This window comes from Streptomyces sp. P9(2023), from assembly GCF_032436795.1.
Classification (GTDB): domain Bacteria; phylum Actinomycetota; class Actinomycetes; order Streptomycetales; family Streptomycetaceae; genus Streptomyces.
The window spans coordinates 37,564-54,120 of record NZ_JAUPWM010000001.1; the positions used below are offsets into that span (position 1 = coordinate 37,564).

General features: G+C 71.0%; 14 protein-coding genes. 7 read left to right on the forward strand and 7 right to left on the reverse strand.

All coding sequences use genetic code 11. From position 1 onward, the window contains the following. Positions 1-120: 120 nt before the first annotated feature. Positions 121-561 carry a VOC family protein gene (locus tag Q5762_RS00210; protein WP_315889797.1) on the reverse strand — a complete coding sequence of 147 codons (441 nt, stop codon included), beginning with the start codon at positions 559-561 and terminating at the stop codon, positions 121-123. 175 nt (positions 562-736) lie between these two features. On the opposite strand from Q5762_RS00210, the gene Q5762_RS00215 reads away from it, so the two are divergent. The 4 genes from Q5762_RS00215 (at position 737) to argG (ending at position 5,161) form a co-directional block, all read left to right on the forward strand. Then, entirely contained in the window at positions 737-1,705 is a 969-nt protein-coding gene (locus Q5762_RS00215; protein WP_315889798.1) for a glycerophosphodiester phosphodiesterase family protein, read from the forward strand. A gap of 50 nt (positions 1,706-1,755) precedes the next feature. Next, positions 1,756-3,066 (forward strand): diacylglycerol kinase family protein, encoded by a 1,311-nt coding sequence (locus tag Q5762_RS00220; protein WP_315889799.1) that lies wholly within the window; start codon positions 1,756-1,758, stop codon positions 3,064-3,066. Beyond that, positions 3,059-3,637 (forward strand): phosphatase PAP2 family protein, encoded by a 579-nt coding sequence (locus Q5762_RS00225; protein ID WP_315889800.1) that lies wholly within the window; start codon positions 3,059-3,061, stop codon positions 3,635-3,637. The genes Q5762_RS00220 and Q5762_RS00225 overlap by 8 nt, the downstream gene beginning before the upstream one ends. Positions 3,638-3,715: 78 nt before the next feature. Beyond that, the gene (gene argG, locus Q5762_RS00230) at positions 3,716-5,161 is read left to right on the forward strand and encodes an argininosuccinate synthase (RefSeq protein WP_315889801.1); all 1,446 of its coding nucleotides are present in this window, start codon (positions 3,716-3,718) and stop codon (positions 5,159-5,161) included. A gap of 154 nt (positions 5,162-5,315) precedes the next feature. Here the strand turns inward: argG and Q5762_RS00235 are convergent, their stop codons facing one another. From Q5762_RS00235 to Q5762_RS00245, 3 genes are all read right to left on the reverse strand, one after another. Further along, on the reverse strand, positions 5,316-5,747 hold the full coding sequence (locus Q5762_RS00235; RefSeq protein WP_315889802.1) for a DUF6114 domain-containing protein: 432 nt from the start codon (positions 5,745-5,747) through the stop codon (positions 5,316-5,318). 2 nt (positions 5,748-5,749) lie between these two features. Then, the gene (locus tag Q5762_RS00240) at positions 5,750-6,403 is read right to left on the reverse strand and encodes a DUF6230 family protein (RefSeq protein WP_315889803.1); all 654 of its coding nucleotides are present in this window, start codon (positions 6,401-6,403) and stop codon (positions 5,750-5,752) included. A 229-nt stretch (positions 6,404-6,632) separates the two neighbouring features. Continuing rightward, positions 6,633-7,307 (reverse strand): TetR/AcrR family transcriptional regulator, encoded by a 675-nt coding sequence (locus Q5762_RS00245; protein ID WP_315889804.1) that lies wholly within the window; start codon positions 7,305-7,307, stop codon positions 6,633-6,635. 370 nt (positions 7,308-7,677) lie between these two features. Between Q5762_RS00245 and Q5762_RS00250 the strand changes: the two genes are divergently transcribed. After that, positions 7,678-8,331 carry a Tat pathway signal sequence domain protein gene (locus Q5762_RS00250; RefSeq protein WP_315889805.1) on the forward strand — a complete coding sequence of 218 codons (654 nt, stop codon included), beginning with the start codon at positions 7,678-7,680 and terminating at the stop codon, positions 8,329-8,331. Here Q5762_RS00250 and Q5762_RS00255 read toward each other — a convergent pair. Together Q5762_RS00255 and Q5762_RS00260 are read right to left on the reverse strand one after the other, a co-directional pair. After that, entirely contained in the window at positions 8,324-9,157 is an 834-nt protein-coding gene (locus Q5762_RS00255; protein ID WP_315889806.1) for a hypothetical protein, read from the reverse strand. The two genes, Q5762_RS00250 and Q5762_RS00255, sit on opposite strands and share 8 nt — an antisense overlap. Before the next feature lie 11 nt (positions 9,158-9,168). After that, entirely contained in the window at positions 9,169-11,028 is a 1,860-nt protein-coding gene (locus tag Q5762_RS00260; RefSeq protein WP_315890229.1) for a ricin-type beta-trefoil lectin domain protein, read from the reverse strand. 381 nt (positions 11,029-11,409) lie between these two features. On the opposite strand from Q5762_RS00260, the gene Q5762_RS00265 reads away from it, so the two are divergent. Further along, positions 11,410-12,381 carry a LacI family DNA-binding transcriptional regulator gene (locus tag Q5762_RS00265; RefSeq protein WP_315889807.1) on the forward strand — a complete coding sequence of 324 codons (972 nt, stop codon included), beginning with the start codon at positions 11,410-11,412 and terminating at the stop codon, positions 12,379-12,381. A 108-nt stretch (positions 12,382-12,489) separates the two neighbouring features. Next, positions 12,490-15,558 carry a glycoside hydrolase family 3 N-terminal domain-containing protein gene (locus Q5762_RS00270; protein ID WP_315889808.1) on the forward strand — a complete coding sequence of 1,023 codons (3,069 nt, stop codon included), beginning with the start codon at positions 12,490-12,492 and terminating at the stop codon, positions 15,556-15,558. Positions 15,559-15,582: 24 nt separating this feature from the next. Here Q5762_RS00270 and Q5762_RS00275 read toward each other — a convergent pair whose 3' ends face one another. Continuing rightward, positions 15,583-16,485, reverse strand: a complete 903-nt coding sequence (locus Q5762_RS00275) for an MBL fold metallo-hydrolase (protein ID WP_315889809.1) — start codon at positions 16,483-16,485, stop codon at positions 15,583-15,585. Positions 16,486-16,557: the final 72 nt, after the last annotated feature.

Below are 16,557 nucleotides of genomic sequence, written 5' to 3' on the forward strand. Positions count from 1 at the left end.
TCGCTGGCCGGGCGGATGTGACGCCATACTCGATCCGGCCCGAGGGGCTCATCAACTGCCCCTTCCCGAAGCCGGTGGCGACCTCTTCCAGGGTCGCACCGTGCGCCCGGCGCAGCCGCTTCAGCTCAGCTCTTGGGCCAGGCCGACGACGATCCCCTCGGGGCCGCGGACGTAGCAGAGGCGGTAGGTGTTCTCGTACTGTGCCAGCTCGCCGACGAGTTCGGCGCCGTGTGCGCGCAGGCGGGCGATGACGTCCTCGATGTCGTCGACGGCGAACATGACGCGGCGAATGCCCAGCGTGTTCGCCGGCGCGTCCTTCGGCTCGGGGCTGATCGCCTTCGGCTCGTGGAACATCGCCAGCTCGATGCGGCCGGGACCGTCCGGGGTCCGCAGCATGGCGACCTCCTGCCGGACACCGCGGAGCCCGATGACACTCTCCACCCAGGGCCCCTCGGCCGGCCCCCTGCCCTGCAGTTCCATGCCCAGTTCGACGAAGAACGAGACAACCTCGTCAAGGTCCTCGACAACGATGAGGACGTTGTCCATCCGCTGGATCGTCATATTGCGCCTCCATGAGTGCGGTACGGCCACGGCGGCCGTCGCCATCCGCCCCTGGGACGGAGCCGAAGCGCCGTTCTCGACCTCCTCCGCCCCACGCGGCAGAAATGTCGGGCGACGATGAACGCCGAACGGCGTGGCGGCTGACGGCATGGGTAGGGCGTACTAGCCTCCCGGCATGCGTCCTACCCGCATGCGCCCTCGCCCCCTGCGTACCGCCCTGGCCCTCGCCGCCTGTGTGGTGCTGGGCTCCCTCGCCGGTGCCGCCGCCCTTCCCGGACCCGCAGGCGCCGCCGTCGGCACCGGTACCAGCACCGGCACCGGCAGGGCGACCGTCACCGTCGGGTCATCGCTCCCTCTCCTCGCCGACGGAGCTCCGCCGGCCGTCGTCGCCCATCGTGGCGCGTCGTCGCTCGCGCCGGAGAACACCATCGCGGCACAGGAGATCGCGCGGCGTTCCGGGGCCGGCTTCATCGAGAACGACGTGCGCCTCAGCCAGGACGGCGTACCGCATCTGATGCACGACGCCACCGTGGACCGCACCACCGACGGCACCGGCGCCATCGCCACGCTGAGCTCCGCGCAGTTGCACTCGCTCGACGCGGGGTCCTGGTTCGCGCCCGTCTTCGCCGGCACTCGTGTCCCCACCCTCACCGAGCAACTCGCCGACCTGCGGACCCGCGGCGGCAACCTCCTCCTGGAGATCAAACGGGCCGACGACATTCAGCAGGTCGCGGCGATCATCGACATCGTGCGGGTCCAGGAGATGACCGAGCGCGTCCTCATCCAGAGCTTCGACCCCCAGCACCTGCGCTGGGTCCGCACGCTGGCCCCCGACATTCCTCTCGGCCTGCTGCGCAACACCCTGGACCCCGACCCCGTAGCCGTCTCCGAAGAGCTGCGTCTCGCCCTGTACAACCCCGCCGGAACCGCGCTGGAGAAGAACCCCGGCGTCGTCGACCAGCTTCACCAGGCCGGTGTGGGGGTGTGGGTGTGGACCCTCGACACCGCCGAGAAGTGGGACCGGCACACCCGGTACGGCGTCGACGGCATCATCACCAACCGACCCGGCGAACTCATCGGCTTCCAGCACCCACGGAACACCTCCGGCGTCCCCCGGACGGGTCCCGCCGGGATGCCGCGTTGAGGGTTGTACGGGAAGGCTGGCCTGACGGCTGTCCATGAAAGGTGGGGACGATGGCGACAGGCGCGGCGCATGCTCGGCTGTGGGCCCGGGGTGCCGTGCTGGCCGTCATGGCGGCCGTCGTCGTGCTGCTCCTGGAAGTGGGCGGGGGCGGGATGGTGATCGTGGTCGGTGGGTTCGTCGGGCTCGTCGTCTCCGCCGCCGGGATGTGGTGGATGCTCGCCCGGCGGGGGCCGCTGCGCTGGCTGGGGGCCTTCCTCATGGTCGGCGCGCCCGTCGGCGTGATCGTGCTGTACGTGCGCGGTGGTCTGTGGGTGACCGCGCTCGTCGTCGTCGGGCTCTGGGCTGTGGCGTTGGCGTGTGGGCGGGCGGCTCTGCGGCGGCCGCGCGAGGGCCATGTCATGCGGGGAGAGGCCCGGCATGCTCCCCGGCGGGCCGTCATCCTGATGAACCCCGCGTCCGGGGGTGGCAAGGTGGCGCGGTTCCGGTTGGTCGAACGGGCCGAGGGGCTCGGGGTCCGGGTGATCCTGCTGGAGCCCACCAGCCCCGTGGACGTCGGTCATCTGGCCCGCACCGCCGTGTCCGAGGGAGCCGACCTGCTCGGTGTCGCCGGCGGGGACGGTACACAGGCGCAGGTCGCCGCTGTCGCGGCCGAGCACGATCTGCCGTTCCTCGTCGTCCCGGCGGGTACCCGGAACCACTTCGCCATGGACCTCGGGCTCGACCGGAACGACCCGTCGCTGAGCCTCGGCGCCCTCACCCATGGCGAGGAGCTCCGTGTCGATCTCGGTGAGGTCAACGGGCGGCCCTTCGTCAACACCGTGTCCTTCGGGGTGTACGCGCAGGTCGTGCAGCGTCCCGAGTACCGCGACGCCAAGGCCGGGACCGCGCTCGACGCCATGCCCGATCTCCTCCGTGAGAGCGGGCCACGGCTCGACGCGGTCACGGACGACGGCCGGCATCTGCCGGCCCAGCAGGCGCTGCTCGTCAGCAACAACCCCTACACGCGGCCCGATCCCTTCACCGGGCGCCGGCCCCGTCTCGACCAGGGTGAGCTCGGTGTCATCGGCGTACGTGTCGAGAGTGCGGCCGGCGCCGCCGACATGGCCCTGCGGGGGTCGTTCTCCGACAGCCTCCACGTCCTGACCGCACACCGGGTCGACGTGACCGACGGCGACGACACCATGCCCGTCGCCGTCGACGGCGAGGCGCTCACCCTCGCCACCCCCGTGACCTGCACCATCCGTCACCGCGCGCTGCGCGTACGCGTCCCGCGCGACCGGCCAGGGGCACCGCCCGCCGCCCCTTCCGTCGACTGGCGGCGGATCTTCACCCTGGCTTTCCCCGGGAGGGGCGATGAGTAGTCCGAGTGACGGCGAGCCCGTCGGTATCGCCGCCGTTCTCACCGATCTGAGGGCCGTCGACGGTGCCCTCTACGCCGCCGTCGCCGCGACCCCCACGCCCACGCTCGACACCGGTCTGCGGCGGCTGTCCGCCGCGGCCGACCACTCGAAGCTCTCCTTCGGGATCGCCGCCGTGCTCGCCCTCTCCCCCGGCCGCGCACGGCGCGCCGCCGTCCTGGGCGTCGGCGCGGTGGCCATGGCCTCGATCTCCGCGAACCTGCTCGGCAAGCGTCTCGTACGGCGTCCCCGGCCGGACCGTGAAGCGGCTCGGGTGATCGTGGCCCGGCATGTACCGATGCCCACCTCCGCCTCGTTCCCCTCCGGGCACACCGCCTCGGCCGTCGCCTTCGCAACCGTCGTCGGCGCCGTCCTGCCGCACACGGCGCTGCCCCTGACCGCGCTCGCCTGCGCGGTGGGCTACTCCCGGGTCCACACCGGTGTCCACTACCCCGGCGATGTGCTGGCCGGGGCGCTGTTGGGTGCCACTTCGGCCACCGCCGTCCTCACGCTCGCCCGCGTACAGGCCACGTGACCGACTCTCGCGGGCGTACAGGCGGCCGCAGAACCCATTCGCTTTGCATGGTCATGCGTTCTGATGCATACTCTTTCTATGTCTAAGGTCCTCACCTCCCTTCCTTCCGGCGAGCGGGTCGGAATCGCCTTCTCCGGCGGGCTCGACACGTCCGTCGCGGTCGCGTGGATGCGCGACAAGGGCGCCGTCCCGTGCACGTACACCGCCGACATCGGCCAGTACGACGAGCCGGACATCGCCTCCGTGCCCGGTCGCGCCAAGACCTACGGCGCCGAGATCGCCCGCCTCGTCGACTGCCGCGCCGCGCTGGTGGAGGAGGGCCTGGCCGCGCTGACCTGCGGGGCGTTCCACATCCGCTCCGGCGGGCGCGCCTATTTCAACACCACTCCGCTCGGCCGCGCGGTCACGGGCACGCTGCTTGTACGGGCGATGCTCGAGGACGACGTGCAGATCTGGGGCGACGGCTCGACCTTCAAGGGCAATGACATCGAGCGGTTCTACCGGTACGGGCTGCTCGCCAACCCGCACCTGCGGATCTACAAGCCCTGGCTGGACGCGGACTTCGTGACCGAGCTCGGCGGCCGCACCGAGATGTCCGAGTGGCTGCTCACGCACGGCCTGCCCTACCGGGACAGCACCGAGAAGGCGTACTCCACCGACGCCAACATCTGGGGCGCCACCCACGAGGCCAAGATCCTTGAGCACCTCGACACGGGCGTCGAGACCGTGCAGCCGATCATGGGCGTACGGTTCTGGGACCCGTCCGTCGAGATCGCCCCCGAGGACGTGACGATCGGCTTCGACCAGGGCCGCCCGGTCACGATCAACGGCAAGGAGTTCGGCTCCCCCGTCGCCCTCGTCATGGAGGCGAACGCGATCGGCGGACGCCACGGCATGGGCATGTCCGACCAGATCGAGAACCGGATCATCGAGGCGAAGAGCCGCGGGATCTACGAGGCGCCCGGCATGGCGCTGCTGCACGCGGCGTACGAGCGGCTCGTCAACGCCATCCACAACGAGGACACCCTCGCCCAGTACCACAACGAGGGCCGGCGCCTCGGCCGGCTGATGTACGAGGGCCGGTGGCTCGACCCGCAGGCGCTGATGATCCGCGAGTCGCTGCAGCGCTGGGTCGGCGCGGCCGTCACGGGCGAGGTGACCCTGCGGCTGCGGCGCGGTGAGGACTACTCGATCGTCGACACCACGGGCCCGGCGTTCAGCTACCACCCGGACAAGCTGTCGATGGAGCGCACCGAGGACTCCGCGTTCGGCCCGGTGGACCGGATCGGTCAGCTGACGATGCGTAACCTCGACATCGCCGACTCGCGGGCGAAGCTGGAGCAGTACGCCGGGCTCGGCCTGATCGGCACCGGAAGCCCGGCGATCGGTGCCGCCCAGGCGGCCGCGACCGGGCTGATCGGCACGATGCCGCAGGGCGGCGCCGAGGCGATCGCCTCGCGTGGTGAGGTCTCCGCCAACGACGAGCTGCTCGACCGTGCCGCGATGGAGTCCGGTACCGACTAGTCCGTACCGATCGGTCGCGTACCGATCGGTGGCGTACCGATCGGTGGCGTACCGAACCGGTCGCGTCCCGGCTGATCGCGTACCGGCTGATCGTCCACGCTCGCCCAAGGGCGCTGTCGCCCGGCTGTTGCCGGCAACAGCGCCCTTGCCGGGTCTACGCCCGCTTCTGGCGCCGAGCGCCGGGCAGGCGCCAGCGGCGTGGGGGCTGGTCAGGCAGCCAGCCGAAGGCGAGTGAGCTGCCGACGAGGCCGAGGAGCAGGCCGATGAAGAATCCGCCGAGGTTCGACGTGACCCAGGTCGCGAGCGAGGCCAGCACGGCGACGATCGAGTAGAACAGGCGCTGGCGGGGGTTGAAGAGGACCAGCGCCCCGCAGACGACCATGATCACCGGGAGGACGTAGCCGGCCAGGCTGTCCGCGCCCGCCGTGAGGATGACGGAGATACTCGCCCGTTGGGTGAGCAGGATCTCGGCACCGCCGAGCATGATCAAGACGCCCGGAGCGAACGGGCGGCGGTGACGCCACGCGGCGAAGGCCCGCCAGGGCCCGCGCCTGTGGTGCCGGCCGCCGGTGGCCGGCGGTGTCATCGTCAGCAGCCCTCGGACGAGAAGCTCATGTGCAGGTCGGGCAGGGTGAAGCGGGTGGCCGTGGTGGCGTAGTTCTTCTGGTACACGTCGGTGATCGTGACGGTGTCGGCCTGCTGGCCGAAGCTGCCGAGCGGGCCCTTGACCGGGGGTTTGTCGAAGGTGCTGGCGTCCCCGCCGATCTCGATGTTGTCGAACGCGGCGACCTTGCCGGAGATCTCGGTGGAGTCCGTGGTCAGACCGGAGGCCTTGACCGGCGTTCCCCTGTTGCCCGCCGTGATGAGCAGGTGGGTGCCGCCGAGTTCCACGCTCTGGCAGAGGTTGGTGAGCTCCGCCTGCCGGATGGCGGTGACGATGACCAGGATCTGACCGCCGGTGTCGCCCGCGTTGGGGCTGCCCTCGGGCATCGTGTCCAGGGCTCCGAACTGGCCGAAGCCGGTGCCCGTGAGCTTGTCGGCCTTGACGACGAACGGCATCCCGGAGATGGCGAACTGGGCGGCGAGGGCGCCCTGCGCGGTCAGGACGACGAGGGTTCCGGCGATCGCGCACGCGGGGACCGCCATCAGGCCGGCGCGCCGGAAGCGGACGCGGCCTCTGCGGCGGGGCTCTTCGGCCGCGGGTAAGGACTCGGTGGGGGTGGGGTCTTCGGACAGAGCCATGAGGTGCTCCTGACAGTGACGAGGAAACAGACCTGTGGCGGCGATGTCCTGGCGCGGACGGCGGATCCGGTCGATTCCCGTGCCCGCCCGGGTTTTCCTCGCGTCGTGCGTCACGTCTCGTGCGGAGGCGGCCGCGTGGCAGGGAACCGCCTGGACCGTAAACCCGTCGTTACCGCCCAGTCAACTAGTGTGCGAATAAAGGCGCAGTTGATCGATCGTTCCGCAGGTCTCAGGGGTGGGTGAACGGGGCCACCACGACGTGCACGAGGGTGTCCAGCAAGTGCGGAAGCCGGTCCGTGCGGTCCTCGTCCACCGCCCGATGCACCGCCGCATGGACCGCGCCGACGACCGTGTCCACCAGCTCCTCCCGCGCCACCCCCTGCGGCCCCGGCGGCGCGTCCACGAAGAACCGTCGGAAACTGGCCAGAAGTTCGGCCCGCGCGCGGCGTCCGGCGGGCCCCGCCGACTCGATCTCGACCACCATCCGCGCGAACGCCGGCGTCTGCGAAAGCAGCGCCAGTAACGTCCGCAGTCCGGCCCGTACGGCCGCCGGCCAGGACGCCCCTCCGCCCGCCTCCTCGTACGCCCGTTCCATGGCCCGTACGACCATCTCCGTACCGCTCCGGTACGCGGCCAGGACCGCGTCCTCCTTGCCCGTGAACAGGGCGTAGAAGACCGGCCGGGTCACTCCGGCGGCCCGGCAGATGTCGCTGATCCGGGCACCGGCGTAGCCGTGCGCCGCGACCATGCGGGCCACCCCGTCGAGCAGCCTCTCGCGCTGCCGCGATGCCACCTGTTCCGGAGTCAGCCGACGAGGTCCGGGGCGCAGGGAACGCTCCGGGTCGCGGCCCGTGCGGGCGCCGGGCAGCGCCTGCCACTCCTCGGTCGGACGAGCACCCTTCACCGGCCACATCCCCCAGGGCTGTTGACGTCACATACTCGACAGGTTTACAACCCTGATGGGTTTTCCTCTCGTGCGGCGCACAGCACGGCGCAACACCGCACCGGGCACCGCACCGAGTATCACGCTCTCGTCGCCTCCCGCGACAGCACTGGGCCGATCCGTGGCGCCGGATCGGTCCGGCCAGGGATCCGCCTTCGCTCTCCCCCACCGTCGAGCCGCAACCTTCCCCCGCCACCGGCCGCCGCCGAGGGCCCGCCCTCACCGGCCGCTGCCGAGGGGGCCACCCACGCATACCCGCCGCCGGGTGATGTCCCCCGCATCCCCCGGCACAGCTCCACCACCCTCACCGTGGAACGAAAGGACCCCCACCATGGACAAGCGTGCCTTCTTAGCCTCCGCCGGTGCCGCTCTCGCCGCCGTCCTGGCCGTCACCCACCCGGCCACCGCGGCCGGCAGCGTCCTGACGACCGGCAGCGCGAGCGGTCCGGCCGTCGCGGTCGGCGACGTGCTCGCCGCCTCGCTCGCCTCGGGCACCACCGCGAAGATCGCCACCACGTCCGGCGGCAGCACCGGCATCACCTGCACCTCCTCGGCGTTCAACGCGACCGTCACGAGCAACCCGGCGGCACCCGGCACCGCGACCGAGACGCTCAACTCCCACACCCTGAGCACCTGCACGACCAACATCGTGGGAGCGACCGGTGTGCAGAGCATCACGGTCAACAACCTCCCGTACACGACGTCCGTCACCTCGGGCGGCGCGCTGACCGTGAGCGCCGGAAGCGCGGGCCCGATCCAGACCACGCTGAAGATCAACACCATCCTGGGTGTGACGACCTGCGTCTACCGGGCCACGAGTCTGACGGCGACCCCGTCCAACGCGGACAACTCGCTCGCCTTCGCCAACCAGCAGTTCACCAAGGCCAGCGGGCCGGGCACCTGCCCCGCGAACGGCTTCTTCACCGCCAAGTACGGTCCCGTCTCGGACACCACGCAGGCAGGCGCGCCCGTCTTCGTCAACTGATCCCCGAGCCGAGATAGGACCGGGCTCGGGCCGCCTGGGCGTGGTCGCCGAGGCGCTCCAGGGCGTCGCCGATCCGACGGAGGGGGTCCCGGGCCGGGCCCGCTTCGTCCAGCATGCGAATGAGGGCCGCGCGGGCATGCTCGACGCGGCCCTGTCTGCGGGCGAGCTCGATCCAGGTGAACGGGCTCGCCGGAGGGAGGCCGTCCAGGCTCCCGGTCAGGGAGCCCGGATTCTCAGGGTCCACGACCGGGAGCCCCGGCGCGAGGACGATCTCGCGCAGGGACGGCCGGTAGGACTCCTCCAACTGGTAGGCGCACAGTTCCCGGGAGTTGAGCAGGACGTGATCCGGGTCGGTGCGCCGGGTGGCGGACTCGGCCAGGGCGTTGAGCTCCACCAGCGGCCGGTCGGCCGGCAGGCCGAGGCCGTGGAGCAGCGCGGCCCGATGTGCGTCGAGGTCGGGGGCGAACTCCTCGCGGGCCTCGTCGTCCCCTTCCCGTACGGCGGCGAGCAGGCCCTCCTCGTCCAGCTCGGCGGAGACGTTCTCGCACCAGGCGGGCAGCCGGACGAGGATCTCCAGCGCCTCGCCGACGGAGTCCGCGAGCAGTGACGCGTACCCGTCGGAAGAGGCGTGGAGCACGGCCGTTCCGCCGCAGAGGAAGTACGTGCCGCCGGTGTCGTCACCGGCGATCGCCTCCAACGACGCGCCGGACGCCAGGTGGACCTCCTCGACGTGGTACGCCCGGCCGATGTCGAAGTCGAAGGGGAACGCCGCCAGTTCGGCCAGGTCGGGGCGGGTACGCAGGAGTTCCAGGACGCGGTCGGTCATGCGTACGGACCCTAGACGACGGTCAGGCGCCACCTCTGGTTGGCCGCTCCGGTGCAGGACCATATCTGGGCCCGGGTGCCGTTCGCGGAGGAGTGGTCGGTGGCGTCCAGGCACTTGTCGGCGCCCACGTTCACGAGGTCGGCGGAGGCCGGTTCGTGGCGCCAGCGCTGGGCGCCCGTGCCGTTGCAGGTGTAGAGCTGGACCTTGGCCCCGTCCGCCGTCGAGCCGCCCGTCACGTCCAGGCACTTGCCGAGGGCGCGCACGGTGCCGTCGGGCTGGATCGTCCAGTTCTGGGCGGCCGAGCCGTTGCACTGGTAGAGCTGGACCGGCGTACCGTCCGCGCTGGAGCCGCCCGCGACGTCGAGGCAGGCGCCGCCGAGCCCGACGAGGGACTGGGTGGCGGACTGGCCACCCGCCCAGGTGAAGGTGGCGGAGGTCTTGCCCGGGAGCGTGTACGTGTAGTGGCTCGTGCCCCAGTTGACGGTCATCTGCTGCGCGGCCGTCGAGTCGTTGTAGGCGATGAGCGCCTTCGAGCCGTCGGGGTTGCGCCAGGCGACGTTGGGGACGGTCGAGCTCCCGGTGGAGGCGATGCGGTGGGCGCCCGGCCGGACGAACTTCGTGAGGTGGCCCATGGTGTAGTACTCGACCGTGTAGTCGACCTGGCCGTGCCGGGAGTCGCCGTTGTGGACGGTGATCAGTCCGTCGCAGACGCCGCAGCCGCCGTTGTGCGGGCCGCGGTTCTGGTCGACGGCGAGCGACCATTTGGTGACCGACTTCGCCCAGTTGCGGGTGTAGTCGATGATGTTCATCATGTCTTCGCGCTGCTGGTTGGCGATCCAGGTGCCGCCGGAGTGCTCGGTCTGGAAGGCGTCCAACTGCGGGTAACGGTCGTGGATCTGGGTCTGCTTGGCGATGTCGCCGCCGTAGCCGTGCCACGCGACGCCGCCGAAGTTCGGGTGGCTGCGTACGGCCGCGTCGTCGACCGTCTGGGCGGCGTAGGCGTCGTACGTGTCCCAGTTCCAGTCGTGGGCGAGGACCTTGGTGGGCAGGCCGGCGGACTGGAGCTTCGGCAGCAGCTCGCTCTTGGTGAAGTAGGCGAGTCCGGAGCCGTTCCAGCTCATCGACGGGTAGCCGCCGCAGCAGGTCGGTTCGTTCTGGGCGGTGACGTAGTCGACGGGGATGCCCTGGTCGCGCCAGCCCTGGAGGTACTTGACGAAGTAGTCGGCGTACGTGCCGTAGTTCTCGGCCTTCAGCCAGCCGCCGTTCAGCTGGCCGCTGTCCTTCATCCAGGCGGGGGCTGTCCAGGGCGAGGCGACGAGGGTGAGCGCCGGGTTGAGCTGCTTGGCCTGCTTGGTGAGCGGCAGGACGTCCTGGAGGTCGTGGGCGAGGGAGAACCGCGCGAGGGTGGGGTCGGTCTGACCGGCCGGCAGGTCGTTGTACGTGTAGCCGAAGCGGGCTAGGTCCGAGCCGCCCATGGGGTTGCGGACGAAGGACAGGCCGATGCCGTCGGTCGGCGAGAAGAGCTTGCGCATCGTCTCGTCCCGGGTCGCCTGGGACAGGGCCCCGGAGCCCTTCATCAGCCAGGCGGCGGTGTCGGTGAAGGAGGCGCCGCCGCCGCTGAAGGTCTGGTAGCGGGTGTTCTCGTCGACGGTGAGGGTGGTGCCCGCGCCGCCGTTTCCGGCCTGGAAGGTGATCGGGGTCTGCTGCTGGAGTCCGCGGGTGACATGGCGGCCGCCGGTGTCGTCGGTGGTGGTCAGCCAGACGTTCACCTGCTCTCCTGCGGCGTGCGCGGTGCCGGCGGAGAGGCCGGTGATTCCGGCGACGCCGGTGAGGCCCGATGCGGCGAGTACGCCGGCGAGGAGCGTTCTCATCAGCCGGCCACGAGGCGGCCGGGGGCGGAGGCGGGGGCGGAGGCGGGGGCGGGGGTTGTTGTGCGTCGAACGGAGCATGTGAATGCCCTTCTCGGCGGGGGTGGGGGACCCGAGAGATGACGTGGACTCGGCGCACGCGCGCCGTCCTGGCTCGGCCCGAGTCGAGAGTGAACTGGGGTTGGAGGCGGGCGTCAAGGTGTCGCGCATTCATATCCTGAACGCAGGGCGGGAGTTGGATGCGGCGGAGGGGAGTTTGAGGCGTTCACGGCGTGAAGTCTTGACGGCGGGGCGGGGTGGCGGTTGACTCACCGCACCGCGCCGGAACCGGTTCCGGGAGCGGTTCCGACACCGATGTCAGTCCCCCCGACGCGGAGGCCCCCGATGCGTGTCACGATCGCCGACGTCGCACGTCAGGCGGGTGTCAGCAAGACGACGGTCTCCCGGGTCCTGAACACCCGCACGGAGGTGGACTCGGCGACCGCCGCCCGTGTTCGTGAAGTGATCAATGTACTGGGGTACGTCCCCAGCTCGGGCGCCGTCGGTCTCGCACGCGGCTCCAGCCGGACCATCGGCATGCTGACGCCGTCCCTCACCTGGCCGTGGATGGGCGAGGTCCTCCAAGGTGTCGTGGACACCGTCGAGGCCGCCGGGTACGGCCTGCTGCTCTTCACGTGCAACCGGGGCGCCGACTCCGTCCGGCACTTCGCCGGTCAGGTCTCCGCCCGGGCCTTCGACGGGCTCCTCGTGGTCGAACCGGAGAACACCCTCGACACCATCGAGGCGATGCACCGGCGTGGTCTGCCGGTCGTGCTCATCGACGACCGTGGACAGCACCCCGCGTTCCCGTCGGTAGCCACGACGAACCGCGCGGGTGGCGCGGCCGCCGCCCGTCATCTGCTCGGCTCGGGCCGCACGAGGCCGCTGGTCGTGACCGGCCGGCGGGACTTCGGTTGTGTACGCGACCGGCTGGCCGGGTTCCGCGAGGTCCTGCCGACCGAGCTGGTCGTGGCGGGCGAGTTCACGGAGGAGACCGGGCGCTCCGCCGTCCGGCGCGCTCTCGACGGGGGCTGGGACTTCGACGGCGTCTTCGCGCACAACGACCTGATCGCGGCGGGCGTGCTGCGCGCGCTGCGCGAGGCCGGGCGGAGTGTCCCGGACGACGTGGCCGTCGTCGGCTTCGACGACATTCCCATGGCCCGGCACACCGAACCGCCGCTGACGACCATCCGCCAGCCGATGCACCGGATGGGTGAGACGGCCGCGCGCATGCTCCTCGCCGGGCTGGGCGGTGAGCCGGTCACGCGTGAACCGGTGGTGCTGCCCACGGAACTCGTCGTGCGGCGCTCCGCGTGAGCGCCGTTCCCGTACGTAGCCCCGCGCCCGCATGTCCCCTGTAGGTCCCCCTGCTTGTCCCCTGTTTTGTCCCCTGTTTGTCCCGCTGTCCCCGTACAAGGAGCCGCAATGCCACGAACCACGGCGGTGATCGCCGTCACCGCTCTGCTCGGCACTCTGCTCACCGGAGCGACGCTGCCGAGCGCCGCGGCCGACGAGCCAGGGCCCGAGCCCGCGCCGGTGGCCGTCGACCGGTTCGAAGGGGAGATCCCCTTCGCCAACCCGCCCGCCGAGGGCATCTTCACGTGGGGCAGCGACGCCGACGACCCGCCGAAGCTGCGGATCGCCGAGCGGGCCGACGCCCCCGAGGGTACGAAGGTCCTCGCGGGCGACTACGACATCAGCGGCTGGGGCGGGTTCAGCCACGACTTCGCGTTCGACAGGCCCGCGCACGACTGGACGGCGAACAAGGGCATCCGCTTCTGGTGGTACGGGCAGAACACCGCTCCCCTGCCGCCCGGGTCCGGCAAGCGCGTCAACTTCGAGATCAAGGACGGCGGGGCGAACGGCGAGGCGTCCGAGCTGTGGACGACGTCGTTCACGGACGACTGGGAGGGCTGGCACCTCGTCGAGATCCCGTTCTCCGACTTCCAGTACCGCGCCGACTACCAGCCGGTGGGCGGCATCGACCAGGTCCTCGGACTGAACGAGATGTGGGGGTACGCCCTCACGCTGCCGCCGGGCTCGCCCGGCGCCTTCGCCCTGGACGGCGTGGAGCTGTACGGGAAGGCCGAGCCGGCCCTGACCACCAAGGTCGTCACGGACGCCGCCGTGTACCCCGTCGATGAGGGCGGGACCGCCGAGGTGAAGGTCTCCGTCGCCACGACCGGGTCCGCTCCGCTCGCCGAGCCCGTCACCGTCACGTACGCCACCGAAGGCGGCACCGCCGAGTCCGGTACCGACTACGCGCCGGTCACCGGGTCCGTGACCTTCCCGGCCGGTACGGCCTCCGGTGAGACACGGTCGATCTCCGTGGTCACGAAGAAGGATCGTTCCGCCGAATCGGCGGAGACGATTCCGCTCACGCTCGGCGTCACGGGCGCCAAGGCGCCCGCGGAGAACCCGCAGGTCGTCGTGGACGCGCACGGTCTGCCGTATCTGAACGCGAAGCTGCCGGTGCAGAAGCGCGTGGCGGATCTGCTCGGGCGGATGTCGCTGGCGGAGAAGGCCGGCCAGATGACGCAGGCCGAGCGCAACGCGCTGCGCTCCCCGGGCGACATCGCCTCCTACGACCTCGGCTCGCTGCTTTCGGGCGGCGGGTCGGTGCCGTCGCCCAACACGCCGGCGGCCTGGGCGAAGATGATCGACGCCTACCAACTGCGCGCGCAGGCGACCCGTTTCCAGATCCCGTTGATCTACGGGGTGGACGCGGTGCACGGCCACAACAACGTGGTCGGCTCGACGATCATGCCGCACAACATCGGCATCGGGGCGTCCCGCGATCCGAAGGTCGCCGAGCGGACCGGTGCGGTGACCGCGAAGGAGGTGCGGGCGACCGGCATCCCGTGGGACTTCGCGCCGTGTGTCTGCGTGACGCGTGACGAGCGCTGGGGACGGTCGTACGAGGCGTTCGGCGAGGACCCCGCCCTGGTGACCGCCATGGAGACGGTGATCAACGGGATGCAGGGCGCGCGCGACGGCCGGGACCTGGACCGTAACGACAAGGTGCTGACCACCGCCAAGCACTTCGTCGGCGACGGCGGGACGGAGTTCGGGTCGTCGACCACCGGCTCGTACACGATCGACCAGGGCGTCACGAAGGTGACCCGGGAGGAGCTGGAGGCGGTCCATCTGGCGCCGTTCGCCGAGGCGGTGGAGCGCGGGGCGGGCACGGTCATGCCGTCGTACTCCTCGCTGGACGTCCTGGGCGACGACCAGGGACCGGTGAAGATGCACGCCAACGCGGAGATGATCAACGGGGTCCTCAAGGACCGCATGGGCTTCGACGGCTTCGTGATCAGTGACTGGCAGGCCATCGACCAGATCCCGGGCGACTACCCGAGCGACGTACGGACGTCGGTCAACGCCGGACTCGACATGATCATGGTGCCGACCAACTACCAGGACTTCACCCGGACCCTGAAGGACGAGGTGACGGCCGGGCGCGTCGGCCAGGCCCGGATCGACGACGCGGTGGCGCGGATCCTGACGCAGAAGTTCAAGCTGGGTCTGTTCGAGCGGCCGTACGCGGATACCACCCACCTGGACGAGATCGGCTCCCCCGCGCACCGCGCGGTGGCGCGGGAGGCGGCCGCCAAGTCCCAGGTCCTGCTGAAGAACGACGGCGCGGTGCTGCCGCTGAAGAAGTCACAGAAGGTGTACGTCGCCGGGTCGAACGCCGACGACATCGGCAACCAGGCGGGCGGCTGGACGGTCAGCTGGCAGGGCTCGTCCGGTCGGACGACGACCGGTACGACGATTCTGGAGGGGATGCGGAAGGCCGCGCCCGACACGGAGATCGCGTACTCGAAGGACGCCTCGGCCGCGACGGACGGGTACGACGTCGGTGTCGTGGTCGTCGGTGAGACGCCGTACGCGGAGGGCATCGGGGACGTCGGCAACGGCCACGACCTGGAGCTGTCCGCCGCCGACAAGGCCGCCGTCGACAAGGTCTGTGCCGCGATGAAGTGCGCGGTGCTCGTGGTGTCCGGGCGGCCGCAGCTCATCGGTGACCGGCTGGGTGCGATCGACGCGCTCGTCGCGTCGTGGCTGCCGGGCACGGAGGGCGACGGCGTCGCCGATGTCCTCTACGGTGCCCGCCCGTTCACCGGGCAGCTGCCCGTCACCTGGCCGAAGTCCGCGGCTCAGCTGCCGGTCAACGTCGGTGACGCGGCCTACGATCCGCAGTTCCCGTACGGCTGGGGCCTGACCACGCTCGGCCGGGCTCCGGCCGGCGGGGACTCGGCCCTGAAGGCCATCGCCGTCGCGGCCAAGGTCCTTCAAGCGGTCGGGCGCGGCTCCTCGGCCGAGGGCCGGGAGCTGGTGGCGAGGGCACGGGTGATCGTCCAGGAGCGGATCGGACAGCACGTCACGGAGGCGACGGCGAAGCCGTTCGCCGAGGCCGACCACCTGCTCGTGACGGGTGATCTGACCGGCGCCGTGGCGAAGCTGCGGGTCGCGTACGGGGCGGCCGACTGACGTTACGCGGGGCCGGTGGCGTGCCTAGTGCCACCGGCCGACGGTGAGGGTGCCGGTATCGCGGCGGACTTCCGCGATACCGGTGCCATTGAAGTGGGCGGGGACGACGAGTTCGCGTTCCGTCGCGGCCCGTTCGAGGACGCGGCGGCGGCTTGTCCCGGCCGCCGCCGCGTCCAGGCAGAAGCAGCTGTTGCACGAGGGCCTGAGGATCTGTACCGGGCTGTGCAGGAGGTCGCCGACGAAGGCCGCCCGGTCGCCGCCCGAGGCGACCCTCAGGATGGCGGAGCCCGGGGTGTGGCCGGGGGCGGATTCGAGGGTGAGGTGCTCGTCGATGCGGTACGCACCGTCCCAGAGCACGGTCTGACCGGCGTGGTGGACGGGGGCGATGCTGTCCTCGTAGACGTACCGGTCGTCCTCCCGCCTGCCGGGTCCGTGAATGTTCCCAGGGCCGTAGAACGCGTCGTCGGCGGCCGGGACGAGGTACTGGGCGCGGGGGAAGGTCGGGATCCATTCGCCGTCGGAGGCGGTGGTGTTCCAGCCGACGTGGTCGGCGTGGATGTGGGTGTTGACGACGATGTCGACGTCCTCCGGCTGGATTCCGGCCCGTGCCAGGCCGCCGAGGAAGTCGCCCTGCCAGTGGTGGAACTGCGGTGAGCCGGGCCGCTCGCGGCCGTTGCCCACCCCTGTGTCGATGAGGACGGTCCGTCCGGCGCTGCGGAGGACCCAGGTCTGGAGCGCCATCACGGCGTGGTCCGTGGCCGGGTCCCAGTGGTCGGGGGCCAGCCAGCTCTCGTTGTCGCGCCATACGGCGTCATCGGCGTCCGGAACGAGGTGCCGTGCGGGCGCGAACGCGCCCCGCCACTCGACGACCCGGATGACCTCGACGTCTCCCAGCATCAGGTGCGGGGCGCTCTGCGTGGTGTTCATGCCGTCGACCCTAGGGAGGTCGTGGTGAGCATCTCAATGTCCGTACTGCTCTGCTGAATACGTTTGCGGCTC

Bases quoted from the DNA above. Each gene is read 5' to 3' on its own strand.
- Q5762_RS00210 (WP_315889797.1), bottom strand. From the start codon at position 561: ATGACGATCCAGCGGATGGACAACGTCCTCATCGTTGTCGAGGACCTT.
- Q5762_RS00215 (WP_315889798.1), top strand. From the start codon at position 737: ATGCGTCCTACCCGCATGCGCCCTCGCCCCCTGCGTACCGCCCTGGCC.
- Q5762_RS00220 (WP_315889799.1), top strand. From the start codon at position 1,756: ATGGCGACAGGCGCGGCGCATGCTCGGCTGTGGGCCCGGGGTGCCGTG.
- Q5762_RS00225 (WP_315889800.1), top strand. From the start codon at position 3,059: ATGAGTAGTCCGAGTGACGGCGAGCCCGTCGGTATCGCCGCCGTTCTC.
- argG (WP_315889801.1), top strand. From the start codon at position 3,716: ATGTCTAAGGTCCTCACCTCCCTTCCTTCCGGCGAGCGGGTCGGAATC.
- Q5762_RS00235 (WP_315889802.1), bottom strand. From the start codon at position 5,747: ATGACACCGCCGGCCACCGGCGGCCGGCACCACAGGCGCGGGCCCTGG.
- Q5762_RS00240 (WP_315889803.1), bottom strand. From the start codon at position 6,403: ATGGCTCTGTCCGAAGACCCCACCCCCACCGAGTCCTTACCCGCGGCC.
- Q5762_RS00250 (WP_315889805.1), top strand. From the start codon at position 7,678: ATGGACAAGCGTGCCTTCTTAGCCTCCGCCGGTGCCGCTCTCGCCGCC.
- Q5762_RS00255 (WP_315889806.1), bottom strand. From the start codon at position 9,157: ATGACCGACCGCGTCCTGGAACTCCTGCGTACCCGCCCCGACCTGGCC.
- Q5762_RS00260 (WP_315890229.1), bottom strand. From the start codon at position 11,028: ATGAGAACGCTCCTCGCCGGCGTACTCGCCGCATCGGGCCTCACCGGC.
- Q5762_RS00265 (WP_315889807.1), top strand. From the start codon at position 11,410: ATGCGTGTCACGATCGCCGACGTCGCACGTCAGGCGGGTGTCAGCAAG.
- Q5762_RS00270 (WP_315889808.1), top strand. From the start codon at position 12,490: ATGCCACGAACCACGGCGGTGATCGCCGTCACCGCTCTGCTCGGCACT.
- Q5762_RS00275 (WP_315889809.1), bottom strand. From the start codon at position 16,485: ATGAACACCACGCAGAGCGCCCCGCACCTGATGCTGGGAGACGTCGAG.